Source organism: Hymenobacter pini, from assembly GCF_020421205.1.
Classification (GTDB): Bacteria; Bacteroidota; Bacteroidia; order Cytophagales; family Hymenobacteraceae; genus Hymenobacter; species Hymenobacter pini.
In genome coordinates this window covers 452,852-474,018 of sequence record NZ_JAIZZH010000004.1, presented here as the reverse complement: position 1 = coordinate 474,018, position 21,167 = coordinate 452,852, and the positions used below count along the sequence as shown (strand labels likewise).

Below are 21,167 nucleotides of genomic sequence, written 5' to 3'. Positions count from 1 at the left end.
ACAGATGGGTCAGCACCGAATTACTTCCGGCGTACCGGCGCTTTTTTCACCGGGGCCTTCTTGGCCGGAGCGGCTTTCACCGGAGCAGCCGGAATTTCGGGCGCGGGGCCGTACTTGGTTTCGGCGGGGTTCGGGTCACCGGGCAGGTACACGTCGAACTCTACGCGGCGGTTGATGGCGCGGCCAGCTTCGGTGGCGTTGTCAGCAATGGGCTTGGTTTCGCCGTAGCCGTGCGACACAATCCGGTCGGCCGGAACGCCTTTGCGTAGCATATAAGCACGGGCCGAGGCAGCACGCTCATCCGACAGACGCAGGTTGTAGGCATCTTCACCTTTGCTATCGGCGTGGGCCGAAATACTCAGGAAGTAGTCCGGGTAGTCATTCATGATTTTCACCAGGGCGTCCAGGGTCGGGAACGAAATCGGCTTCAGGGTAGCCTTGTCGAACTCAAACTGGATGTACTTGGTGGCCTCTTTCAGACGCTTCACTTCCTCGGGCTTCATTTCGGGGCAGCCTTTGTTGGAAGCCGGACCGGGACGGTTGGGGCAACGGTCCTGGTAGTCGGGCACACCGTCACCATCGGTATCAATAGGGCAGCCGCTGGCGTCTACTTTCACGCCGCCGGGCGTGTTGGGGCACTTGTCGTTCTGGTCGATTACGCCATCGTTATCCGAGTCAGGGCAGCCTTGCAGTTCCGCTTTGCCGGGGGTGTCGGGGCACTTGTCGTCACCGTCGCGGATGCCGTCACCGTCCCGGTCGGGGCAGCCTTCCAGTGAAGCCAGACCTTTTTCGGTGGGGCACTTATCCTGGTAATCCGGAACACCGTCGCCGTCACCATCCAGCGGGCAGCCGTTCATATCCACGGCTACACCGGCGGGGGTGCCGGGGCATTTATCTTTCTTGTCCGAAACACCGTCCCCGTCAGCATCCTTGGCTTTGCCTAGGGCAATGTTCAGGCCCACGGTGTGCTGCAGGAACCGGTCATCAATCTTGTTATCGTCGCGCACCGGCTCTCCGTCAAGGTTAGCGTTGAGCGGAATATGCTGGCCAGTCTGCACGAACAAAGTCACGGCATCGCCCAGGCGGAAATCAATACCGGCCGCGCCGAACAGGTCGAAATAGCTCTTATCCTCGTCGGTGCGCAAGGCCTGACCGTTGCGGTTGATGGTACCTTCGCGGCTGGTGTAGGTCCAGCCCGGCGCAGCCAGCAGGTAGGGCCGCACACGCGCCTCTTCCTTAAACGCCTTAAATTTCAGGCCCAGGTTCACGTTCACTACGTTGGTAGCGAAGTTGCTGCCGAAGTAAGGGCCCGTGTTAGGAGCCGTCTTCTTGAACTCCACGTAGTTACCGCTCAGCTGCAGGTCAACCCCTTTGGAGAGGTACTGGCTGAAGGTAATGCCCGGCGCATACTTGTTCTCGCTCCAGTCCCAGAAATCGGAGCCAAAGCTGCCTTTGTACTGCATGGCACTTACGTTGAGGCCGATGGCGGTCTTGCGGTCAGCAGACTGGGCGTGCGTGAGGTGCGGGGTGAAAGCGCAGGCCGCCAGGCCCAGCGCCAGTGCCCTCGGGAGGGGAATGCGTGGAAGCATATGAAGATGGAAAAAGGTGGCTAGTGAGGAAAACTCGGTTTTCCGGATTGGGCTTTTATACCTCAACCATTCGGAAAGGTTGTGTAAGTGCTATATATTGAACTTTGCAGAGTGCAAAACGGCAGCGGCAGGAGGCTAAGCAGCCCTTATTATTTACCGAAAGTTTACATCCAGCAACGGGCCGGAGCCGCGCAGAAACAGCTCCAGCTGCTGTACCCGGGCCCGCTGCTGCCGCAATTCCTGCTGCACTTGCTCCAGGCGCTGCCGCATAGCCAGTACCACTTCCAGGCTGTCTTTGCTCAAGCCCAAATCGTGGTATAGCCGGGCCAGCCGGGCCACGTGTAGCGGTTCCTCGCGCAAGGCGTCGGGCACGTCAGGCGCGGCCTGCAACAGGCCCAAATCCACGAATTCGCGGATATCTGCCTCGCTCAGTCCATAATGGATAGCGCAGTCGTGGTAAGTGATGGTGATGATGTGGGCTTCCATAAGTCGGGGATTTTCTGGTTTCTAGGGCTTAGTTTCCGTTTGCGTGTATGGGCTGGCAACCGGCTCTCGGCGCCGAAAACTTATTTGCGTAAATCGGCGAGCTGCCGGAATAAGGCCTTCTCCTGATCCGTGAGGTTCTGCGGGAGCGTGAGGCTGAGGCGCAGATACAGGTCGCCGAACTGGCCGGCCTGCCGATACACCGGGAAGCCCTTGCCACGGAGCCGCAAACGGGTGCCGTTCTGAGTTTCGGGCTTGATGTTGATTTTAACGGGGCCCGATAGGGTTTCGACGGTTTGCTCCCCGCCGAGCAGAGCCGTGTACATGCTCACGGGCACATCCATCGTCAGGTCGTTGCCGGCGCGGGAGTAGCGGGCATCGGGCCGGATGCGAAGGGTGATATACAACGAGCCACTGGGGCCACCGTTGCGGCCGGGGCCGCCCTGGTCGCGCAGCCGGATAACCTGCCCGTCCTCCACGCCTGGGTGAATGGTGATGCGCAGGTTTTTGCCGCTGACGGTGAGCGTGCGGGGGCCGCCGTGGTAGGCTTCTTCTAGGCTCAACTCTAATTCAGCCTGATAATCCTGGCCGGTGCGGGGCCGGGCGCTGCTGCCCCCACCACCCATGCCCCCGAACATGGAGCTGAAAAAATCAGAAAAGTCAGCCCCGCCAAACGGGTCGTCGCCGCCGCCACCGAAGCCGCCGCCCTGGGCATACTGGCTCCAGTCGAAGCCCCCGCCGCCGGGCTGCCCGCCCCGTCCGGCTCCGGCCTGCTGGTAGCGCTGCCAGTCGGCGCCCAGCTGGTCGTATTTCTGGCGCTTCTCGTCGTCGCTGAGAACTTCGTGGGCCTCGTTGATTTCCTTGAATTTGCGTTCCGCCTCCGCGTCGTTGGGGTTCACGTCGGGGTGGTACTGGCGGGCCAGCTTCCGGTAGGCCTTCTTGATCTGGTCTTTGCTGGCGGTTTTTTCAACGCCCAGCGTCTTGTAGTAGTCTTTGTAATCCACGGCGGGTTGGCAGGAGAGAGTAGAGGGGAGAGGGGACCCTAAAACCAGTGGGTTCCGTATATTTTGAAACGAAACCAGCCACTGCGGGGTTACCGGCCTACCTGCTTGGCGAAGCTGTGGTAGTTACGTATCTTAACTACCGGTGCCGCCGGAGCGCCGTATTCCTCTCACCCATTTCCCCTTATTTCTCACTCGCATGAAACTACTCCCTACGTTCTGCGCGGCCCTACTCCTGACGGGTCTGGCTTCTCTCTCGGCCGAAGCGCAAACCAAAATGCCGCCCCGCCGTCCGGTGCAGCCCAGGCCCCGAGCCGCCGCCCCGGTGGGCATGACCATGAAGGACGGCTTCATGATGAAAGACGGTAAAGTGATGGTGACGCGCGATGCGCACACGGAGGCGCTGGGTGCCGAAACCAGTGTAGTAAATGGCACTAAAATCAACCCCAGCGGCATGGTAACGATGCCCGATGGTACTACCACTACCCTGAAAGAGGGCGACTACATGTCGCTGACGGGCCGCCTGACCACTATGGCTATGCGGGCCGAGCAGGACAGCCTGATGGCCCTGGCCAAAAACGGCAAGGGCAAAGTTAAAATGAAGAAGAAGTAGACTGGCTGCTCACGCAGCTATCTGGTTAAGGTACAGCGGCGGTCCGCCTCCTCGGAGGTGGGCCGCCGCTGTTATGTTTATCGACGGGTGTGTTGGGTATAATCCTGAAAAATCAGGGCTACTTCGGCCTCGTCACGGGCTTCCACTACCTCGTCCATCACAAACTGGATTTCAGCTTCGCTCCAGCCCTGGGTTTCGGCGGCTTTTACAAAAGCCCCCAACTGGGTAAAGCGGTCAGCTTCAGCGGGAATAGTCCACTGTACTTTTTTGCGGATGCGCATGAGCAGGGTTAGCGAGAAGAATTATCAGGGGCAGCGCGCACTACACGCAACTCAACTGGGGCCATGCCCTGCCCAAAAATACCGATGCGGCGTGCCGCTTCCTTGGATAAATCAATGATGCGGCCTTTTACGTGCGGGCCCCGGTCGGTGATGGTTACTTCGACGGAGCGCCCATTGCGAGGATTTGTGACCCGCACCACCGTGCCAAATGCAAGAGTGCGGTGGGCGGCTGTGAGCTGGCGGCCCCGGTACACCGTACCGCTGGCAGTGGGCCGCCCCTCAAATTTATCGGCGTAATACGTACCAATACCCGACTCCGTGTAGGTGCCAGTGTTGCGCCCGGTGGCACATGCCACCATAACCAAGCTAAGCAGCAGTAGCAGCAGCCGGGTGCCGACCAATGTAAGGAGAGGTTGCTTGCTCAATATGCTCATCCGTTAGTTGGGGGCAGCTGAGCCCCGCGGCGGAATCCGCAGGGCCAGCAGCCGTTGGAAGTTGCCCTGGAACACGTTGAAATCTACGGTGCCCCGGATGCCGGGTACGTAGGCTTCATCGGAGTGCTGCCAGATAATCCATTTCTCGCGGGGCAGCGTGGGTTGCTCTACCTCGTAGTGGGCCAGCCAGAGTGGATACTCATCGAAATGCCCGGCCAGGTGGCGCTTGTAAAAGCTGTAATTGGAGTACAGGATGGGCCGCACACCGTAGTGGCGCTCCACCAGCCGCAGCCAGGTGGCCACGCCCCGGCGCATCTGGGCTACATCGTGAAACTCCGCGTGCTCCACATCCAGTACCGGGGGCAGGTCGCCGGGGGCCAGTGGCACGGTGCGCGTAAACAGGTTGGCCTGCTTGGTAGCGTCGTAGTTGGGCTGGAAATAGTGGTAGGCCCCCCGGTAGATGCCCGCGGCCCGGGCCCCGCGCCAGTTGCGCTGAAACCGGTTGTCGCGCAGGGTTACGCCCTCCGTAGCCTTAATAAACGCAAAGCGCACCCGGTGCCCGGCCACCTGCGTCCAGTCGATGCGACCTTGGTAGGCTGATACATCAATGCCGTGCACAGAATATCCCGCCAGCAGCGGCGTTTTTTCGTGCCCGGTGAGGTAGCGGCTGATGAGCGAGGCATAGACCCGCCGGGCGTACCGGTTTACCTGCCGCTGATGGCGCTGGTACCATAGGCCGGCCAGCAGCAGCAGCACCAGCGCCGCCAGCGGCAACCCGCGCCGCCACCACGGACGGGTTACAACAGGGCGACGGGCAGAACGGGTGGCAGGCATACGGGAAATGGGTAGTTGCCAAAGGTAACGCGCCAGCCGACGTTTCTGGTGCCTCTAACCGGCAGAAAACCGTGCCGCTGTGCCCAAATGCGTGCTGCTTTTTGCATTTTTGTGCTTCACCAGCCTTTAGCACATGCCTGATTTATCCAACCTGCCCGCGGACGCGCGCGACGAATCGGGCCGCCTGATTCGGGAGCTGCACGGCGTTACGCTGGCCCAGATTCTGGAGTACTTGGTGGCGGCCTACGGCTGGCCCGAGCTGGACCGCCGCATCCGCATCAACTGCTTTGCGGTGAACCCCAGTATCAAATCCAGCCTCACCTTTCTGCGCCGTACGCCCTGGGCCCGCGCCAAGGTAGAGGAGCTCTATATTCTTACCCGTACGGCCGAGGTCCTGGGCCGACGCTGAGCAGGTGGTGTGTGGCTAGTGTTGCTCGTCACGATTAACAACTCTACCAGCAAACCCCCAAGTATAAACACCTACATACCCAACAACCCGCATGGCCGATATCCGAGAGAAAAGCAGCCCGTTGGCTTTGTTGGCCGGGGCGGGGCTGTTTGTGGTGTTTGAAGTAGTGACATACTACGTCCTTAAGCTGGCCACCGCCGGCCTGGGCATGCCCGATCAAATGCAGCCCGAAAACACCATTGTGAGCAATTGGGTGAAGGCCGTGGTATTTCTGCTGCTGTATCTGGCCGTAATGGTAGCGGCCGTGCTGGTGCTGAGCAACCGCCTGCCGCGGCGGTATCGGGGTCAGGTAATGGGATGGTTTTACGTGTCGCTGGCCCTGGCCTTTGTGTTGCTATGGCCCCTGTTCAACTAATAATTGGGCAATAAAAAAGCCACTGCGGAGGGCAGTGGCAGATGAAACCATGGGCCGGTCGGTCCCGGCGTTATGAGCAGCTAACGGAGGTTTTAGCGCTGCTTGATATTGATTTCGCGCGGCTCAGCATCCGTTTGGTACGGGATGCGCACTTGCAGCTCCTGGCCTTCAAACACCGCGTCGATGCGGGTGAGGTCGAGGCCCTTGGGCAGGTTGAGCACCCGGCTGAACAGGGGAGCCGCCAACTGGTCCTCGGGGGAGTGGCGGAACTCGGCAAACACCGTCAGAACGTTGTCGTTGAGCACCACGTGGAAATTATCGGGGCTGACGGACGGAGCCGCAACGCGCACTACTACGCCCTTCTCGCGCTTATCAATTCGCATGGTGGCCTGTGCAATACCACCGCCTAACGTGTTCATCAGGTCGAGGTGCGGCATCATGCTGCGAATAAAGTCTTTGCTGATCAGGTTCATGGTCAAATTCCTTTCTACTAGGTGAAAGGGTATTTTCAAATCCCGTACCAAACCAGATGCAGCCTTTTCTGGCTTGTATACAAGTCAAAAAGTCTTGTTTTGGGACAATATACCTATGCAAAGCATGGCATTGTGTCTGTATATAGTTATCAGCTGTAGCGTAAATGCCGCTTCCAGCGGTCTAAGGGGCCTTCGATAAAATGCCAGGATGCCGCGCTAAGCGCAATCAACAAAGGCGTAAGCACCAGAAGCGTTGGTAACGGCCCCAACAGCATTTCGCGCCACCCTGAGCCAGCCGGCCACAGCTTGTACACCGCTCGTTGCCACAGCACCGGCAGCAGTAAATGGTACAAGTAAGTACCGAAGCTGCGCTGCCCCAGCCAAATCAGCACCGGGTGAAGCAGGCCCAGCCGCCGCGCGGCGTTCGGTACCCGCAGCAGCCAGCCGAGCGTCAGAAAAGCCGCTATGGCACCTACCGTGGGGAAAATCATCAGCCAGATAGTGCCGCCCTGCACCGGGTGCAGCCACGCCCACAGCAGCCACCAAGTAATCCAAGCCAGCAGCACGTGCCGGCCCTGGGCCCAGCGGGCTAACCCAGGCGCGTTTTCCAGCAGGCGCAGAAGGGTACCGGCGGCAAATAAATCGAGGGAGGCGGGCAGCAGTAGCAGCACAAAGCCCGGCGTTACCAGCAGGCTCCAGCCCACCCGAAACAACAGGCCCCCTAGCCCGATGAGCAGCAGCCACCAGGCCCGCAGGCCCACTATAGCCAATAGAAACGGCCATAGCAGATAAAACTGCTCGTCTACGGCCAGCGTCCAGAGGTGGCCGCACCCCTCGCCCCATTGCTGCAGCCGGTAAAATAGCTGGTTGGCGGCCGGCAGCATAAACCAGGCCGGGTGCTCGCGCACAGTGGCTAAGGGCAGCAGGGCGCTTAGCAGCAAGGCGCAGTAATAAGGCGGAATAATGCGCAGCAGCCGCCGCTTGTAGAAGGTGCTCAGCCGCTGCCGCCAGGGGCCGGGTGCACCAGGATAGGCCTGCTGCTTCCACACAATACCGGCAATGAGGTACCCGCTAAGCACGAAAAACACCATTCGGCCCATTTCGCCCATCATAATTGGCGGGGCTGCCCAGTGCTGCACCACTACTAGCCACACGGCAATAGCCCGCACCCCATTTAGCTCAGGGCGATACGCAAGGGGGGCGCCGGGCGATGAAGTCATAGGCAGAAGGGCCGAGTAAGAATCAGCCGCAAATTACCGGGTAGCCCGCTACCTGCCATATACTCGGCCGCTTTGCGGCCGGTTATTGCGCCGAGGGAAGTTGAAAATGAGGATTTTGAATAACGCCGAACAGGTTGCCGAAAGGGTCTTGCACGGTGCCCACCCAGATGCCCCCGCCCACATCGTGCACGGCTTCATAGGGGTGTGCGCCGTGCTCCACTAAGCGCGTAAAGGCGGCTTCGGCGTCGGGTACACCCCAGTACGTTACGGGGCCGCACTGGCCGGCAACCGGGCCGTGCGGGTCGAGGCCCAGCTCATAGCCGCCCACGTTGAAACCTACGTAGTAAGGCTCATCAAAGTAGGGTTCCTGCTCCAGCACCTGGCTGTACCAAGCTTTGGCCTTAGGTAGGTCGCCTACCGGATATACAATGGTGCGCAAGCCTTGCAACATATGAGGAATGAGGTTGGTAGAACCTAAAGCTGCCAGATTTTTTGCTGATTTCAACTATTCACTGCTATGTCCTCCGTCAATCTGGTCCGCCTGGCTACCCGTGCCCCGGCCGAGTTCCACAAAAACACCACGCTGCGCGAGTTGAAAAAGATACGGCAGGAACTCATTGGCTTGCAAGACCGCCTGTACGCCGAAAGCAAGCACAGCGTACTGGTAATTCTGCAGGGCATGGATGCCAGCGGCAAAGACGGCCTGATCCGGCGCGTATTCAGTGGCATTAACCCGCAGGGCGTGCGGGTACATTCGTTTAAAGAGCCCACCGAACTGGAGCTAGCCCACGATTTTCTGTGGCGGATCCACCAGCAAGTACCGGCCCGGGGTATGCTGCAGGTTTTCAACCGTTCCCACTACGAGGATGTGCTGATTACCCGGGTAGATGGGTTAGTGACGGCCGAGGAAGCGCGCCGCCGTTTTACGGCCATCAATGCCTTCGAAAAGCTGCTGCAACAGGCCGGAACGGTGGTGCTAAAGTTTTACCTGCATGTTTCGCAGGAGGAACAGCAGGAGCGGCTGCAGGAGCGCCTCACCGACCCCACCAAAAAATGGAAATACGAAGCCGGCGACGAGCAGAAAGCCGACCAATGGCCCCAGTACCGCGCCGTGTACGAGGATGTGTTCGAGCACTGCAATCCGGCCAGCTGCCCTTGGCATGTTGTGCCCGCCGACCAGAACTGGTACAAGGCCTACGTGGTAGCCCGTACCCTGCGCGACGCCCTGGTGAAGCTAGATCCGCATTACCCGGAAAAATCTTAATGCCCGGAACTGGGATGTTAGCCTTTGAGACCACAAAAAGCAATAAAAAAGAGGCCTCACCATAACTTAATGAGGCCTCTTTCATACATTCTAAGCTCTAAGCTCTAAGCTCTAAGCTCTAAGCTCTAAGCTTTCGGCGGCGTTTTATCGGCCTCGGATATGTCGCGGCCGAACAACTGGCGGCCTTCCGCATCCAAAGCATCAGAAATACGCTTAAAGCCGTTAGCCTCCAAGGTTCGGCGGGCGGCGTCGTTGGTGGGCGTAGTGCGGGCCGTGAGGTAGCGCACCATACCCGTATCGGCCGCTTGGTGTATCAGGCCCGAAACCAACTCGGTACCAATGCCCCGGCCCTGCCAATCATCGGCCACCGAGAAGCCTATTTCGGCGGTAGCATCGGTGGGCGGGCCATGAAAGCCGCCCGCGCCCACTACAGTATTCTTAGGTACCTCGGCCCCGGCGCGCAGAATGGCGTACCAGCCGTACCAGCCCGCGGCGTCGCGGCCGCCAGCCGTTAGCTGGTCGAGAAAAAACTGCTGTGCGTCCCGGTCGTACTCGCCGGGGGGCCAGTGCGCTGGCATATCAGCGCCCAGCAGTACCGGGAAATAATGGGGCTTGGTTAGCTCGGCCGTGAGCAGGGCGCGGCTGGCAGCAATGAGGGTGAGGCGGGGAGTGAAGGTGATGAGCGGAATCATGGGTAGCTATACGGCCACAGCCGGTTTCAGGCCGGCAGGGCTGGCGGCAGGTCAATCGATCAGCAAGTTACTAAGGTGATGGTCAACGCAATCAAGTACATCCTGCACCGTGCGCAGCTGTTCCATTTCAGCATCTTTGATTTCGATGTGGAAGCGGTGTTCCAGGTTGATGGCCAGCTCCACTAAGTCAATGGAGTCGAGGCCGATGTCTTCCTGCAGGCGGGAAGTGGCGGTGAGTAGGAGGGAAGGGTTGCGGCGCTTGCGACGAAGCATGCGCTCTACCTGATGGCGAATGAGCTGTTCCATAAGGAATGGGCAACGACGAAAAAAGAAACAATCGGGCGGTTAAGAAGCCACGCGGGCCTACTCAACGCTGGTAAGTAGCAATGTGGTATCGGCGGCCGGCACAGGAGCCAGATGCGCCACCACCGCACCGGCGGCTAGTTGGGCGCCCAAAGTGGCCGTTGCGTGCTGCACTACCCCATCGGCCGGGGCCGTCACGTACACAAAGCTGAGCATGGGCACGCAATGGGCCAGCTGCTGGCGGGTATCTTCCAGCTGCTGCCGGGCCGTGGCCAGCTCAGCGGCCGGGGCCGCCCGGCGCTGCAAGGCCGCGTATGCCTGTTGCTGGCGTAGTAAGCGTTGCTGCAACTGCTGCTGCTGCACGCTGGGCAGCCGTTCCAGGAGCTTCACCAGCACCTGGCCTTTCTGCACCCGCTGCCCATCGTGCACGTAGGTTTCGTGCACCCGGCCACCCTGCTGGGTCAGAATAGGCTGGCCGCCAACGGGTACTGCCACTGACTGAGCAACGGTGCGTACTACGGGTTGAAAGTAAGCGACGCTGGCGTCGAGAGAATTTGCCTGGGCATCGGAGGCGGGTAGCCACAAGGGCAGCAGGGCGCTGCCTGTTGCAACCATCAGAACCAGCCCAAGGCCAACCAACTTTTTCATGAAAATGCGGTGCCGGGCTTACCGGCCTGCACCAGCGGCTACACTTGGCAAGCCGGGGGTGGAACACGCCAGCCTTGTTGAGGCCGGCAGAACTAGGTGAAAAACAGATAGTAACCGGTGTGGTTACATTTCTAGGGAAATAAAAAGCGTCAACCCGACGCCCCAGGGCAGCCCTGCGGCAGATGCTTACCCAGCTCCTGCTGCACCTGCGCCACCGATACCGCCGACAGTGCCGCCCGCATGGCCTCAATGGCCGGCCCAAACAAGCCATCCAGAGTTTCGCGCATTACGCGGCCCAGGTCGCAGTGCGCGCTGGGGTTGGTGCTGTTTACTTGGAACAGGTCAGGCTCCGTTTCCTGCACGGCCCGGAACACATCCAGCAGGGAAATATCCGTGGCCGGGCGGGCCAGCAGCGTGCCGCCGCCTGCGCCGCGCTGACTCTGTACCAGGCCCGCCGTGCGCAGGGTGCTCACCAGGCGGCGCACTACCACCGGGTGGGTGCCGGCGCTGGCCGCCAGCACCTCCGACGACACCGGCTGCCCCTCGGCGTGCGCCAGGTAGGCCAGAATGTGCGTTGCAACAGCGAAGCGAGTGTTCATGAGTTGATTCGTAACAAAATCGGTTACAAATATACAACGCACTTTGGTTGCGTGCAACCAATTGTCGAAAATCTGCTTGTAGGCGTAGCGTCATAATCTGCCAGCAGCGGGAAAAGAGCCGCTACTGTGCAGGTAGACGCAGCTAGGGTCACAATACTTTAACTAAGTCCCAAAAGCTGCTGACGGGTATAAGGACGTAAACTTTCGGGGCCGCTTTGGGTATGCTTGTGCAGCATACCCACCAGTTGCTCGCTTGCACTGGTGCGCGCCTATTCGCCCAGCATCATTTTATAGTCTGAACAACAGCCATGACTCAGCTTTTCACGCCGCTTACCCAGCGCGGCATCACCCTTAAGAACCGCATTGTTATTTCGCCCATGTGCCAGTACAGCGCGCAGGATGGCTTCAGCAACGACTGGCACCTGGTACACCTGGGGGCGCGGGCCGTGGGTGGTGCGGCGCTGATATTGCTGGAGGCCACGGCCGTGTCGCCGGAGGGCCGCATCACCCCCGACGACCTGGGCATCTGGCAGGAAGAACACCTGCCGGGCCTGCAGCGCATTGCCGGGTTTTTAAAAAGCCAGGGCTGCGTGCCCGGTATTCAACTGGCCCATGCCGGCCGCAAAGCCAGCCACGCCAGCCCCTGGAAAGGCGGCCAGCAACTGGGTGAGGCCGAAGGTGGCTGGCTCACGGTAGCTCCAAGCGCGTTGGCCTTCACCGCCGACGAAATGGCGCCGCTGGCCCTGGATGAAGCCGGTATTCAGCAAGTCGTTCACGACTTCAGGCTAGCTGCCCGGCGGGCCGTGGCAGTTGGGTTTGAGGTGCTGGAGCTACACGCGGCCCACGGTTACCTGCTGCACCAGTTCCTTTCGCCCCTCAGCAACCAGCGCACCGACGCTTATGGCGGCTCCTTTGAAAACCGGGTACGGCTGTTGCTGGAAGTGGTGGCCGCTGCCCGCGCCGAAATGCCCGACCACCTGCCCCTGTGGGTGCGCGTATCGGCCACCGATTGGACGGAGGGTGGCTGGACGGACCAGAACACCGTGCGCCTGGCCGCGCTGCTGAAGGACAATGGCGTGGACCTGCTGGATTGCTCCACCGGCGGCAACGTACCCAAGGCCGATATTCCAGTGGGGCCCGGCTACCAAGTGCAGTTTGCTGAGCAGGTGCGCCGCGAAACCGGGCTGGCCACCGGTGCGGTGGGGCTCATCACCGAAGCCCGCCAGGCAGAGCAGATCCTGAGTAATGGTCAGGCCGATGTGATTTTGCTGGCCCGGGAATCATTGCGCGACCCGCATTTTCCGTTGCATGCCGCCCAGGAGCTGGGGGCCGATGTGCCCTGGCCGGTGCAGTACGAGCGGGCAAAGCCTCGTCGGTGAAAACGTGTATTTTTGAACGGCTATGCAGGGGCAGGCGTTACGCCTGCTCCCACGCTTAGTTGGTTCTTCTGCTCATGTCCCTCTTCTCCACCCCCGATTTCCCCATCACTTACCGTCCCGACCTGGGTATTCTGGTAGGCCGCTGGATGGTGGAAATCAGTCGGACGGAGGAAATCAAGCAGAACTACCTGCACATGTTTGAAGCGGCAGAAGAGTGCCAATGCCGCTTCTGGCTGATGGACGCCCGCCGCCGGTTTCGGACCACCGCAGAAATAACGAGTTGGGTGAATGAAAATGTACCCCGGCTCAGCCAGGGCCGGTTTGGGGGCGAGTTGCGGGTGGCCTTCCTACTGGCCCCGCACCAGCTGCTGGTTTCCACCGATTCGCCCCCGTTTCCGGAACTGGTACACCCCGTAGCCGGCCACCCCATGTCGGTGCAGTTTACCGATGAGGGTGAGGCCATTGCCTGGCTGCGGGCTCAGATGTAGCCCGAGCGGGCAGGCTGCGCAACTTTCCCGCAACTCCCCCGACCTTAGGCGAAATCACCGTTGTATTTCGCCCCATGCATTTCGCTCTTACTCCGCGCCGTTCTGGGTCGGCGGCGGTACTGCTGGCTCTGTTGGCCGGCTGCACCACCAGTCGCCCGACTACCACAACCACAACTACTACCACTACGTCGGCTCCGGCCGTGGCCTCCAGCACCGGCGGCCGTAGCATCAACCCCCAGGATGTAGACCGCTCGGTGTCGCCGTGCGAGGACTTCTATCAGTTCTCGGGCGGTAACTGGCTGCGCAACAACCCCGTGCCGGCCTACGCCAGCAGCTGGGGCCCGCGCAACCTGCTCGGCGACCGGACCCAGGCCACGCTGCGCCGCATTCTGGAAGATGCCGCCGCCGACCGCGCCGCCACCCCCGGCTCGAACCGCCAGAAAGTGGGCGACTTCTACGCCACCGGCATGGACTCGGTGGGGCTGGAAAAAGCCGGCCTCACCTACCTGAAGCCCGAATTGGCCCGCATTGCCGCCGTGAAGGACCGGCCCGGCCTGCTCGCCGAAATTGCCCGCCAGCAGACGCTGGGCACCGGCGCGTTCTTCCGGGCCGGCGTTTCGCCCGACCGTAAAAACAGCGCGGTGTACGCCGTAAACATGAGCCAGGGCGGCCTGGGCATGCCCGACCGGGACTACTACCTCAAGGACGACGCCCGCTCGAAAACCGTGCGCACGGCCTACGTTACCTACCTCACCAACACCTTCAAGCTGCTGGGTGATGCGGAAGCTACGGCCGCCGCCAAGGCCGCCACCGTGCTGCGTGTGGAAACCCGCCTGGCCCGGGCCAGCAAAGACCGGGTTTCCCTGCGCGACCCGTACGCCAGCTACAACAAGATGACGGTGGCTGAGGCCGACAAGCAGTTCCCGAACCTGCAGCCCTCTGTGCTGCTGAAGCGCAACGGCCTGGGTGCGGCCCAGGAGGTAATTGTGGGCCAGCCCGACTTCTTCAAGGAAGTCAGCGCGGTGCTGAAAGAAGAGCCGCTGGCCGACCTGAAAACCTACCTGAGCTGGCAGCTGGTATCGTCGGTGCCCTCGGCGCTGCCGAAGGCGTTCAGCGACGAGGCGTTCCGGTTTGCCCAGGTGCAGAGCGGGGCCAAGCAGCAGCCCACCCGCTGGAAGCGCATGCAGGCCGCCACCGATGGTACCCTGGGCGAGGCCTTCGGGCAGCTGTACGTGGACCAGGCGTTTTCGCCCGCCGCCAAGCAGAAGGCCCTGGATATGCTGGCTAACATCCGCGAATCCATGGCCGACCACATCCGCACCAACACCTGGATGAGCGAGGCCACCAAGCAGGAAGCTCTCAAGAAGCTGAGCGCCCTGCGGGTGAAAATCGGCTACCCCGACCAGTGGAAGGACTACTCGCAGCTGCAGATTTCGCGCGAGTCGTACCTGAAAAACGTGTTGGCGGCCCGTCAGTGGGCGTATCAGCAGAACGTGAAGAAGTTTGGCGGGCCCATTGACCGGACCGAGTGGAGCATGACGCCGCCCACCATTAACGCCTACTACAGCCCGCCAATGAACGAAATTGTGTTTCCGGCCGGCTACCTGCAGCCTCCGTTCTTCGACCCCGAGGCCGACGACGCGGTGAACTACGGGGCCATTGGCGGGGTGATGGGCCACGAAATGACCCACGGCTTCGACGACTCCGGCCGGCAGTACGACTCGGAAGGCAACCTGCGCGACTGGTGGACGCCGGCCGACGCGGCCGAATTCACGAAGCGCGCCGCCGTGGTGGGCCGCCAGTACGACGCCTTCTCACCCCTCGACTCGGTGCACGTGAACGGTAAGCTCACGATGGGCGAGAACCTGGCCGATTTCGCCGGCCTCACCATCGTGTACGCGGCCCTGCAGAAGCAGCTCGACAAGCAGTACGGCAAGGGCAACCGCCCGCTCATCGACGGCTTCACGCCCGAGCAGCGCTTCTTCCTGAGCTGGGCCCAGCTGCGCCGCCAGAACATCCGCCCCGAAGCCCTGCGCCAGCAAATCCTCACCGACCCCCACTCGCCCGGCCAATACCGCACCATCGGCCCGCTCATGAACATGCCCGAGTTCTACCAGGCCTTCGGCTGCACGCCCGGCCAGAAAATGGTGCGCCCCGACGCCGAGCGGGCGGTGATTTGGTAGCCGCCTGCTCCGGTCAGACGCCGGAGGCGTCCGACCGGTTGGCTTCGTGCTGACAGCCGCCGATGCTGCCCCGTTCTAATGGCAGAGCCGTCAGCAACGACAACCAGTCGGACGCCTCCGGCGTCGGACCGGGCCGCATGTAATAGATTTCTTCCACAACCTCCAACTTTCCACCAATGACTTCACAACGCACCTTCCTGCTCACGCTGGGCACGGCGGCCGGCCTGGCCCTGGCCGGCTGCGCGGCCAGCACGCCCGCCACCACCGCCACCACGCCACCCGCCGCCGCGCCGGCCCCGGCTGATGCTTCGGCTACGGCCCAGCTTGGCCCCGTGCTGCCCGGCGTCGGCCTCGACTCGGCCAATATCGACAAGTCGGTGTCGCCCTGCGACGACTTTTTCCAGTACGCTTCGGGCACCTGGCTGAAGAACAACCCGATTCCGGCCGCTGAGTCGCGCTGGAGCTCCTGGAATGGGCTTATAAACCAGAACGAGGCCGTGATGCGCCAGATTCTGGAAGCCTCGGCCGCCAACAAAACCGCCGCCAAGGGCTCCAACCTGCAGAAGGTGGGCGACTACTACGCCACGGCCATGGACTCGGTGGCCATTGACCGGGCCGGCCTGAAGTACCTGCAGCCGGAGCTGAACCGCATCAACGCCGTGAAGGACCTCAAAGGGCTGCAAACTGAGCTGGTGCGCGCCCAGCGCCTGCAAACCCGCTCGGTGTTTGGGCTGGGCGTGAACCAGGACCGCAAAAAGAGCGACGAATACGCCCTCTACCTCAGCCAGGGTGGCCTAAGCCTGCCCGACCGGGACTATTACCTGAAGGATGACGCCCGCTCGAAAGCCATCCGCACGGCCTACACCACCTACCTCACCAACACCTTTAAGCTGCTGGGCGAAAATCCGGCCACCGCTGCCAAAAGCGCCGCCACGGTACTGCGCCTCGAAACCCGGCTCGCCCAGGCCAGCAAGGACCGCGTAGCCCTGCGCGACCCCTACGCCAACTACAACAAGATGACGGTGGCCGAGGCCACCCAGAAATACCCCAACCTGGGTTTGCCCACCATGCTGCCCGCTTTGGGCCTCAGCTCGGCCAAAGAGGTGATTGTGGGCCAGCCGGAGTTTCTGCAGGAGGCCAGCACGGCCCTGAAGCAGGAGCCGCTTGGCGACTGGAAAACCTACCTGCGCTGGCACCTCACCTCGTCGGTGATGTCGGCGCTGCCGCAGTCGTTCGGCGATGAGTCGTTCCGGTTTCAGCAGGTGCTGAGCGGGGCCAAGCAGCAGCAGCCCCGCTGGAAGCGCATGCTCCGCGCCACCGACGGTGCGCTGGGTGAAGCCTTCGGCCAGCTGTACGTGGACAAGGCCTTTTCGCCCGAAACCAAGGTGAAGGCCCAGCAGATGGTGGCCAACATCAAGGAAGCCATGGGCGAGCATATCCGGGCGCTGGAGTGGATGAGCCCGGCCACCAAGGAGGAGGCGCTCAAGAAACTCAACGCCTTCACCGTCAAAATCGGCTACCCCGATAAGTGGAAGGACTACTCGGCCCTCTCGATGAGCCGCGAATCGTACCTGAAAAACGTACTGGCCGCCCGCGAGTGGGAATCCAAGGACAACCTGAGCCGCTACGGCAAGCCCATCGACCGGCAGGTGTGGGGCATGACCCCGCCCACGGTGAATGCCTACTACAACTCTTCGCTCAACGAAATCGTGTTCCCGGCCGGCATCATGCAGCCCCCATTCTTCGACCCCAAGGCCGACGACGCGGTGAACTACGGCGGCATGGGCGCGGTAATCGGCCACGAAATCACCCACGGCTTCGACGACCGGGGCCGGCAGTCGGACGCCCAGGGCAACCTGCGCGACTGGTGGACCAAGGAAGACGCCGCCGAATTCACGAAGCGCGCCGACATGGTGGGCGCTCAGTACTCGGCCTTCCAGCCCCTGGATTCAGTATTTGTGAACGGCAAGCTCACGATGGGCGAAAACCTGGCCGACTTCGGCGGGCTGGCCCTGGCCTACTCGGCTCTGGAAAAGCAGCTGCAGAAAACCTACGGCAGCCAGCCCCGTCCCCGCTACGACGGCTTCACACCCGAACAGCGCTTCTTCTTGGCCTGGGCTCAGGTGTGGCGCACCAACGCCCGCCCCGAGTACATCCGCCAGCAGGTCCTCACCGACCCCCACTCGCCGGCCCAGTACCGTACCAACGGCCCCTTGATGAACATGCCCGAGTTCTACGAAGCCTTTGGCTGCAAAGACCAGGGCAAGATGGTGCGTGCCCAGAACGAGCGGGCCCGCATCTGGTAGTGGGAAAATAACTTGCCTAAGTTGATATAAGGCCGGTTTGTGCATTGCACGAGCCGGCCTTATTCGCTTAACAGACAAGATATTTTGTCTTTGATAATCAGCATGTATGGTTTATTCGTAGAATTACGAAATATTCGTATTAAGTAACGCAACCAAATGGAACGATTAACTCAACCCGAAGAAGAGGCGATGCGTGGCTTCTGGCAGTTGGGCGGCGGCTTCATCAAAGAAGTGCTGGAGCTATTGCCCGAACCCCGACCCCCCTACACCACGCTGGCTTCCACGGTGCGCAACCTGGAGCGCAAAGGCTACCTGAGCAGTCGCAAGCTGGGCAACACGTTCCGGTTTGTACCCAGCGTGACGGCCGAAGAGTACCGGCGGCGCTTCCTGGGCTCCTTCGTGGGCAACTACTTCCGCAACTCCTATAAAGAGCTGGTGTCGTTTTTCGCCCAGGAGCAGAAAATCACGCCTGAGGAGCTGCAGGACATTATCGACATGATTGAAAACCGCAAATCCCGGCCCTGATGCCCGCGCTGCTTTACCTGCTGAAAACCCAGGTAGCCTTGCTGTTGCTGCTGGGCGTGTACTATGGCTTTCTGCGCCGGCTTACGTTTCACCAGCTCAACCGGGCCTACCTGTTAGGCTCCCTGCTACTGGCTGGCCTGTACCCGGCGCTTGACTTAAGCCACCTGCGCCCGGCGGCCGCGCCTGCCGTACCGCTGGCAATAGTAATGCCCACCTGGCCGGCCGATGCCCCGGCCGCGTTGCCGGTAACGGCCCATGGGCCCAGCTACGAAACCGGCCTGCTAGTGGCCTATAGCCTGGGTGTGGGGGTGTTGCTGGTATTCCTGCTCGTGCAGGGAGCCTCTTTGTGGCGGCTGCACCGGGAATCTCGGCCGGCGGAGGCCGATGGCGTACCGTTTCGGGCGGTGGCGGGGGAGGTAAGCCCGTTCTCGTTCGGGCGCAGCATCTACCTCAATCCGGCGCACCATGCCCCGGCCGAGCTGCCGGTTATTCTGCTGCACGAGCAAGTGCACGTGCGGCAGGCGCATACCCTGGATGTGCTGCTGGGCCACCTGCACCGGGCGCTGGCCTGGGCCAGCCCCGCCGCGTGGCTGTGGCTGCGGGCCGTGCAGGAAAACCTCGAGTTCATTGCCGATGCCACCGTGCTGCACGAAAGCCAATTGGCCCGCAAACAGTATCAATACAGCCTGGTGCGGCTGAGTACGCTGGCCGCCGGGCCGGCGCTGGTTACGCCCTTCTCCTTTATCACTCTCAAAAACCGTATTCGTATGATGAATTCTCTGCCCTCTACCCGCCGGCAGCTGCTGCGCTACGCCGCCGGTTTCACCTTACTGGCCGGCTTGGCCGTAAGCTGCGCCACGCCTAATGTGGCTGAAATGCCCCGGCCTATTGGCGCTGCTGATCAGAAAGCGCATCCCAATCTGGATAAACTCACGTTTGTGCTGGATGGCAAGCCCTCAACCAAGGAGGAAGTGTTTGGGGTGCCTTCCAAGGATATTGCCGGCCTCCATGTTTTCAAAGGAAACAAAGCCGCAACCGGTGTATACCTGGAAGCAGTGCGGCGTGATTATGGTAGCAAGCTGGACGATGGTATTCTATTCGGCTTCACCAAAGCCGGTTTAAGCACCCCTGCCGCGCAGGAGCTACTGACCAAGTACAATATTCAGTTGGCAGACCCAGCAGTAAAGCAACAACGTGAGAACGACACGGGAGAAATGTATCAGAAGATGGTGGACGGCAAGGGGCTAACTGATGAGGAAATAGCCGGCCGGATGATTATGATTAACAGCCAGCCAGCCACCGCTGAGCAACTGCGTGCCTTGCCCGCCGGAGTGGTTTCAGCCTTGTCCGTGTCGGATGGTCCCATTCGGAAATACGGGGAAGCCGGGCGCAAAGGAATGATAATGGTGTTGACCAAAAATCGTCAATAGAATAGCCGGTAATTAGTTGGTGCCGCAAGCAGCTGGGCTGCTTGCGGCATCACTTTTGCGGGGCCATCAGGTCTATGCGCTTTCTGAACTCCTTCCGCTCCACCGCCTTCGGCACCAGCCTGCTGCTGATGCTCGGGCTGGCTGCCCCTGCCGCCAATGCCCAAACTGCTCCTGCTGCGCCTGCTCAGGCTACCGGCCCCAGCTTGTATTTTCTGGATGGCCAACCTTCCACTCAGCAGGCCATCAACGCCCTCAACCGCCGCACCATTGCCAGCGTGAACATAGTGAAAGGCCCCGATGCTACCCGCATCTTTGGGGCCGAGGCCGCCGATGGGGTGATGATAGTGGTAACTAAGCGCAATGTGGGCTCTGCATCCGTGGCCGAGTTCAACCGCCGCTACGATATCCGTCCGGTAGAAACTCCAACGCCACCGGCCAAGCCATAGCCGGAATAGCCGCCGGCAAGCTCAACGGTACCAACGCAACCGCCCGCCGGCCCGTATCGGGATACTCCTTTCCCTATGTGCCACGTAGCGTCGTTTGCATGACATCCACTTCGCTTGCTGATTTTCTGCAGCTTACCCATCGGTCAGATTTGGGCATTGTAACGGCTCGCTGGACGCGGCCCACGCAATCCAACGAGTTGCGCGCTGGTTACCAGGAACTGTTGCGCTACGCTACCACCTGCGACACGTGCCGCCGCTGGCTGATTGACGCCCGCCGCCGGGTGCAGGTAGATGCGCGGGACGTGCACTGGCTCACCACCGATTTTTACCCCACGCTTCGTCAGCACTTGGGTGGGCACGTGTACTTAGCGTTTCTGATTGCGCCATACCAGGCCGATGACGTGCGCGACGACAGCCTGCCCACGCTGCCCTACACCCACGGCGACTACTGCTCCCTCAACCAGTTTACGGATGAAGGAGAAGCCGTTCGGTGGCTATGCTCCAGAATGTGAGTTGACCGGCGAAACGTCCTTAATTGAAAAACCCTCTGCCATCAAAGTCAGAGGGTTTTTTATTGGTGTACTCACACGCCTCTTTGTGAATAAGCTGGTTAAGCATTGCACGTACCTACATATGTTTTTATTAGAAAAATATAATTAATTATTTCTAATATTAGATGTGCAAAATATTCATGAAAATATGAATTTTTTTAGTATACGTATTTGCTATACCTTCACTTTGAGTAAGATGCCTGGAGTTTCGGCTGTTGGGTTTTTGCTTATTGCTTTCCATTCACCACTTCTACACTCTACCTTATGTTCAAAACACTACTCTTGTTGCTTTTGGCCTTTGTAATGCTGCTGGAGCCAGAGGTGGTTCTGGCGCGGTCGGCAGCCACGGCCAGCCCAGCCAGCACTGAAATGGTGAGCGGTACCTCCCTATTTCGCAAATCATACAAGCGGGGCCGCCCCAACTACAAGCCGTACCGGGGCAACAGCCGCCATAAAATGAAAAAGCTGGGCGTATTTAAGCGGTGGCGCCTGCGCGTGAAAGCGCAGAAGAAAAAGCGCAACCGAGTACCGAGCGTGAAAGTAGGTGCTCCCGTACGGACGCTGAAGAAATAAGCCCGCGCATTTGCCCGGCTGAAGAAGT

At 60.6% G+C, this 21,167-nt stretch carries 26 protein-coding genes; 13 read left to right on the top strand and 13 right to left on the bottom strand.

All coding sequences use genetic code 11. The features are described from left to right. Positions 1 to 20: 20 nt before the first annotated feature. The 3 genes from LF252_RS23085 to LF252_RS17910 form a co-directional block, all read right to left on the bottom strand. On the bottom strand, positions 21 to 1,589 hold the full coding sequence (locus LF252_RS23085; protein WP_317197870.1) for an OmpA family protein: 1,569 nt from the start codon (positions 1,587 to 1,589) through the stop codon (positions 21 to 23). A 153-nt stretch (positions 1,590 to 1,742) separates the two neighbouring features. Next, positions 1,743 to 2,075, bottom strand: coding sequence for a chaperone modulator CbpM (locus LF252_RS17915; protein WP_226270962.1), 333 nt, complete (start codon positions 2,073 to 2,075; stop codon positions 1,743 to 1,745). An 80-nt stretch (positions 2,076 to 2,155) separates the two neighbouring features. Beyond that, on the bottom strand, positions 2,156 to 3,076 hold the full coding sequence (locus tag LF252_RS17910) for a DnaJ C-terminal domain-containing protein (RefSeq protein WP_226270961.1): 921 nt from the start codon (positions 3,074 to 3,076) through the stop codon (positions 2,156 to 2,158). 196 nt (positions 3,077 to 3,272) lie between these two features. Here LF252_RS17910 and LF252_RS17905 point away from each other — a divergent pair, with 196 nt between their 5' ends. Further along, positions 3,273 to 3,686, top strand: a complete 414-nt coding sequence (locus tag LF252_RS17905) for a DUF6799 domain-containing protein (RefSeq protein ID WP_226270960.1) — start codon at positions 3,273 to 3,275, stop codon at positions 3,684 to 3,686. A 77-nt stretch (positions 3,687 to 3,763) separates the two neighbouring features. On the opposite strand, the gene LF252_RS17900 is transcribed toward LF252_RS17905, so the two are convergent. The 3 genes from LF252_RS17900 to LF252_RS17890 are packed head-to-tail and all read right to left on the bottom strand — an operon-like array spanning position 3,764 to position 5,235. Then, a complete protein-coding gene (locus LF252_RS17900) occupies positions 3,764 to 3,967 on the bottom strand; it encodes a hypothetical protein (RefSeq protein ID WP_226270959.1) in 204 nt (67 codons plus the stop codon). An 8-nt stretch (positions 3,968 to 3,975) separates the two neighbouring features. Further along, positions 3,976 to 4,392 (bottom strand): septal ring lytic transglycosylase RlpA family protein, encoded by a 417-nt coding sequence (locus tag LF252_RS17895; RefSeq protein ID WP_226270958.1) that lies wholly within the window; start codon positions 4,390 to 4,392, stop codon positions 3,976 to 3,978. Between the two features lie 12 nt (positions 4,393 to 4,404). Further along, positions 4,405 to 5,235 carry a glycoside hydrolase family 25 protein gene (locus tag LF252_RS17890; RefSeq protein ID WP_226270957.1) on the bottom strand — a complete coding sequence of 277 codons (831 nt, stop codon included), beginning with the start codon at positions 5,233 to 5,235 and terminating at the stop codon, positions 4,405 to 4,407. Between the two features lie 133 nt (positions 5,236 to 5,368). Here LF252_RS17890 and LF252_RS17885 point away from each other — a divergent pair, with 133 nt between their 5' ends. Both LF252_RS17885 and LF252_RS17880 read left to right on the top strand, forming a co-directional pair. Continuing rightward, complete coding sequence (locus LF252_RS17885; protein WP_226270956.1) at positions 5,369 to 5,644, top strand: VF530 family protein; 276 nt, start codon at positions 5,369 to 5,371, stop codon at positions 5,642 to 5,644. 91 nt (positions 5,645 to 5,735) lie between these two features. Beyond that, a complete protein-coding gene (locus tag LF252_RS17880) occupies positions 5,736 to 6,059 on the top strand; it encodes a hypothetical protein (protein WP_226270955.1) in 324 nt (107 codons plus the stop codon). A 92-nt stretch (positions 6,060 to 6,151) separates the two neighbouring features. On the opposite strand, the gene LF252_RS17875 is transcribed toward LF252_RS17880, so the two are convergent. From LF252_RS17875 to LF252_RS17865, 3 genes are all read right to left on the bottom strand, one after another. Continuing rightward, positions 6,152 to 6,532: an Hsp20/alpha crystallin family protein gene (locus tag LF252_RS17875; protein WP_226270954.1), complete on the bottom strand. Its 381-nt coding sequence runs from the start codon at positions 6,530 to 6,532 to the stop codon at positions 6,152 to 6,154. A 149-nt stretch (positions 6,533 to 6,681) separates the two neighbouring features. Next, positions 6,682 to 7,752 (bottom strand): acyltransferase family protein, encoded by a 1,071-nt coding sequence (locus LF252_RS17870; protein WP_226270953.1) that lies wholly within the window; start codon positions 7,750 to 7,752, stop codon positions 6,682 to 6,684. A gap of 82 nt (positions 7,753 to 7,834) precedes the next feature. Further along, positions 7,835 to 8,203, bottom strand: coding sequence for a VOC family protein (locus tag LF252_RS17865; RefSeq protein WP_226270952.1), 369 nt, complete (start codon positions 8,201 to 8,203; stop codon positions 7,835 to 7,837). A 66-nt stretch (positions 8,204 to 8,269) separates the two neighbouring features. Between LF252_RS17865 and LF252_RS17860 the strand changes: the two genes are divergently transcribed. Then, positions 8,270 to 9,016: a PPK2 family polyphosphate kinase gene (locus LF252_RS17860; RefSeq protein WP_226270951.1), complete on the top strand. Its 747-nt coding sequence runs from the start codon at positions 8,270 to 8,272 to the stop codon at positions 9,014 to 9,016. Between the two features lie 125 nt (positions 9,017 to 9,141). Here the strand turns inward: LF252_RS17860 and LF252_RS17855 are convergent, their stop codons facing one another. The 4 genes from LF252_RS17855 to LF252_RS17840 all read right to left on the bottom strand — a co-directional run bounded on the left by LF252_RS17855 (position 9,142) and on the right by LF252_RS17840 (position 11,258). Beyond that, positions 9,142 to 9,708, bottom strand: a complete 567-nt coding sequence (locus LF252_RS17855) for a GNAT family N-acetyltransferase (protein ID WP_226270950.1) — start codon at positions 9,706 to 9,708, stop codon at positions 9,142 to 9,144. A gap of 51 nt (positions 9,709 to 9,759) precedes the next feature. Next, complete coding sequence (locus tag LF252_RS17850; protein WP_226270949.1) at positions 9,760 to 10,014, bottom strand: phosphopantetheine-binding protein; 255 nt, start codon at positions 10,012 to 10,014, stop codon at positions 9,760 to 9,762. A 57-nt stretch (positions 10,015 to 10,071) separates the two neighbouring features. Next, positions 10,072 to 10,659 (bottom strand): efflux RND transporter periplasmic adaptor subunit, encoded by a 588-nt coding sequence (locus tag LF252_RS17845; protein WP_226270948.1) that lies wholly within the window; start codon positions 10,657 to 10,659, stop codon positions 10,072 to 10,074. Positions 10,660 to 10,808: 149 nt separating this feature from the next. Continuing rightward, positions 10,809 to 11,258, bottom strand: a complete 450-nt coding sequence (locus LF252_RS17840) for an Rrf2 family transcriptional regulator (protein WP_226270947.1) — start codon at positions 11,256 to 11,258, stop codon at positions 10,809 to 10,811. 308 nt (positions 11,259 to 11,566) lie between these two features. Between LF252_RS17840 and LF252_RS17835 the strand changes: the two genes are divergently transcribed. From LF252_RS17835 to LF252_RS17795, 9 genes are all read left to right on the top strand, one after another. Next, positions 11,567 to 12,637, top strand: coding sequence for an NADH:flavin oxidoreductase/NADH oxidase (locus LF252_RS17835; RefSeq protein ID WP_226270946.1), 1,071 nt, complete (start codon positions 11,567 to 11,569; stop codon positions 12,635 to 12,637). Positions 12,638 to 12,711: 74 nt separating this feature from the next. Continuing rightward, the gene (locus LF252_RS17830; protein ID WP_226270945.1) at positions 12,712 to 13,125 is read left to right on the top strand and encodes a hypothetical protein; all 414 of its coding nucleotides are present in this window, start codon (positions 12,712 to 12,714) and stop codon (positions 13,123 to 13,125) included. Between the two features lie 74 nt (positions 13,126 to 13,199). Further along, a complete protein-coding gene (locus tag LF252_RS17825) occupies positions 13,200 to 15,308 on the top strand; it encodes a M13 family metallopeptidase (RefSeq protein ID WP_226270944.1) in 2,109 nt (702 codons plus the stop codon). 176 nt (positions 15,309 to 15,484) lie between these two features. Then, the gene (locus tag LF252_RS17820; RefSeq protein WP_226270943.1) at positions 15,485 to 17,614 is read left to right on the top strand and encodes a M13 family metallopeptidase; all 2,130 of its coding nucleotides are present in this window, start codon (positions 15,485 to 15,487) and stop codon (positions 17,612 to 17,614) included. Between the two features lie 156 nt (positions 17,615 to 17,770). Beyond that, complete coding sequence (locus LF252_RS17815; protein WP_226270942.1) at positions 17,771 to 18,139, top strand: BlaI/MecI/CopY family transcriptional regulator; 369 nt, start codon at positions 17,771 to 17,773, stop codon at positions 18,137 to 18,139. After that, positions 18,139 to 19,569 (top strand): M56 family metallopeptidase, encoded by a 1,431-nt coding sequence (locus LF252_RS17810; protein WP_226270941.1) that lies wholly within the window; start codon positions 18,139 to 18,141, stop codon positions 19,567 to 19,569. The genes LF252_RS17815 and LF252_RS17810 overlap by 1 nt, the downstream gene beginning before the upstream one ends. Positions 19,570 to 19,643: 74 nt before the next feature. Continuing rightward, the gene (locus tag LF252_RS17805) at positions 19,644 to 20,015 is read left to right on the top strand and encodes a hypothetical protein (protein ID WP_226270940.1); all 372 of its coding nucleotides are present in this window, start codon (positions 19,644 to 19,646) and stop codon (positions 20,013 to 20,015) included. A 98-nt stretch (positions 20,016 to 20,113) separates the two neighbouring features. Then, on the top strand, positions 20,114 to 20,527 hold the full coding sequence (locus LF252_RS17800) for a hypothetical protein (protein ID WP_226270939.1): 414 nt from the start codon (positions 20,114 to 20,116) through the stop codon (positions 20,525 to 20,527). Positions 20,528 to 20,830: 303 nt separating this feature from the next. Next, positions 20,831 to 21,139, top strand: coding sequence for a hypothetical protein (locus LF252_RS17795; protein WP_226270938.1), 309 nt, complete (start codon positions 20,831 to 20,833; stop codon positions 21,137 to 21,139). Positions 21,140 to 21,167: the final 28 nt, after the last annotated feature.

Bases quoted from the DNA above. Each gene is read 5' to 3' on its own strand.
- LF252_RS23085 (WP_317197870.1), bottom strand. From the start codon at position 1,589: ATGCTTCCACGCATTCCCCTCCCGAGGGCACTGGCGCTGGGCCTGGCG.
- LF252_RS17915 (WP_226270962.1), bottom strand. From the start codon at position 2,075: ATGGAAGCCCACATCATCACCATCACTTACCACGACTGCGCTATCCAT.
- LF252_RS17905 (WP_226270960.1), top strand. From the start codon at position 3,273: ATGAAACTACTCCCTACGTTCTGCGCGGCCCTACTCCTGACGGGTCTG.
- LF252_RS17900 (WP_226270959.1), bottom strand. From the start codon at position 3,967: ATGCGCATCCGCAAAAAAGTACAGTGGACTATTCCCGCTGAAGCTGAC.
- LF252_RS17890 (WP_226270957.1), bottom strand. From the start codon at position 5,235: ATGCCTGCCACCCGTTCTGCCCGTCGCCCTGTTGTAACCCGTCCGTGG.
- LF252_RS17885 (WP_226270956.1), top strand. From the start codon at position 5,369: ATGCCTGATTTATCCAACCTGCCCGCGGACGCGCGCGACGAATCGGGC.
- LF252_RS17880 (WP_226270955.1), top strand. From the start codon at position 5,736: ATGGCCGATATCCGAGAGAAAAGCAGCCCGTTGGCTTTGTTGGCCGGG.
- LF252_RS17875 (WP_226270954.1), bottom strand. From the start codon at position 6,532: ATGAACCTGATCAGCAAAGACTTTATTCGCAGCATGATGCCGCACCTC.
- LF252_RS17870 (WP_226270953.1), bottom strand. From the start codon at position 7,752: ATGACTTCATCGCCCGGCGCCCCCCTTGCGTATCGCCCTGAGCTAAAT.
- LF252_RS17865 (WP_226270952.1), bottom strand. From the start codon at position 8,203: ATGTTGCAAGGCTTGCGCACCATTGTATATCCGGTAGGCGACCTACCT.
- LF252_RS17860 (WP_226270951.1), top strand. From the start codon at position 8,270: ATGTCCTCCGTCAATCTGGTCCGCCTGGCTACCCGTGCCCCGGCCGAG.
- LF252_RS17855 (WP_226270950.1), bottom strand. From the start codon at position 9,708: ATGATTCCGCTCATCACCTTCACTCCCCGCCTCACCCTCATTGCTGCC.
- LF252_RS17850 (WP_226270949.1), bottom strand. From the start codon at position 10,014: ATGGAACAGCTCATTCGCCATCAGGTAGAGCGCATGCTTCGTCGCAAG.
- LF252_RS17845 (WP_226270948.1), bottom strand. From the start codon at position 10,659: ATGAAAAAGTTGGTTGGCCTTGGGCTGGTTCTGATGGTTGCAACAGGC.
- LF252_RS17840 (WP_226270947.1), bottom strand. From the start codon at position 11,258: ATGAACACTCGCTTCGCTGTTGCAACGCACATTCTGGCCTACCTGGCG.
- LF252_RS17835 (WP_226270946.1), top strand. From the start codon at position 11,567: ATGACTCAGCTTTTCACGCCGCTTACCCAGCGCGGCATCACCCTTAAG.
- LF252_RS17830 (WP_226270945.1), top strand. From the start codon at position 12,712: ATGTCCCTCTTCTCCACCCCCGATTTCCCCATCACTTACCGTCCCGAC.
- LF252_RS17825 (WP_226270944.1), top strand. From the start codon at position 13,200: ATGCATTTCGCTCTTACTCCGCGCCGTTCTGGGTCGGCGGCGGTACTG.
- LF252_RS17820 (WP_226270943.1), top strand. From the start codon at position 15,485: ATGACTTCACAACGCACCTTCCTGCTCACGCTGGGCACGGCGGCCGGC.
- LF252_RS17815 (WP_226270942.1), top strand. From the start codon at position 17,771: ATGGAACGATTAACTCAACCCGAAGAAGAGGCGATGCGTGGCTTCTGG.
- LF252_RS17810 (WP_226270941.1), top strand. From the start codon at position 18,139: ATGCCCGCGCTGCTTTACCTGCTGAAAACCCAGGTAGCCTTGCTGTTG.
- LF252_RS17805 (WP_226270940.1), top strand. From the start codon at position 19,644: ATGCGCTTTCTGAACTCCTTCCGCTCCACCGCCTTCGGCACCAGCCTG.
- LF252_RS17800 (WP_226270939.1), top strand. From the start codon at position 20,114: ATGACATCCACTTCGCTTGCTGATTTTCTGCAGCTTACCCATCGGTCA.
- LF252_RS17795 (WP_226270938.1), top strand. From the start codon at position 20,831: ATGTTCAAAACACTACTCTTGTTGCTTTTGGCCTTTGTAATGCTGCTG.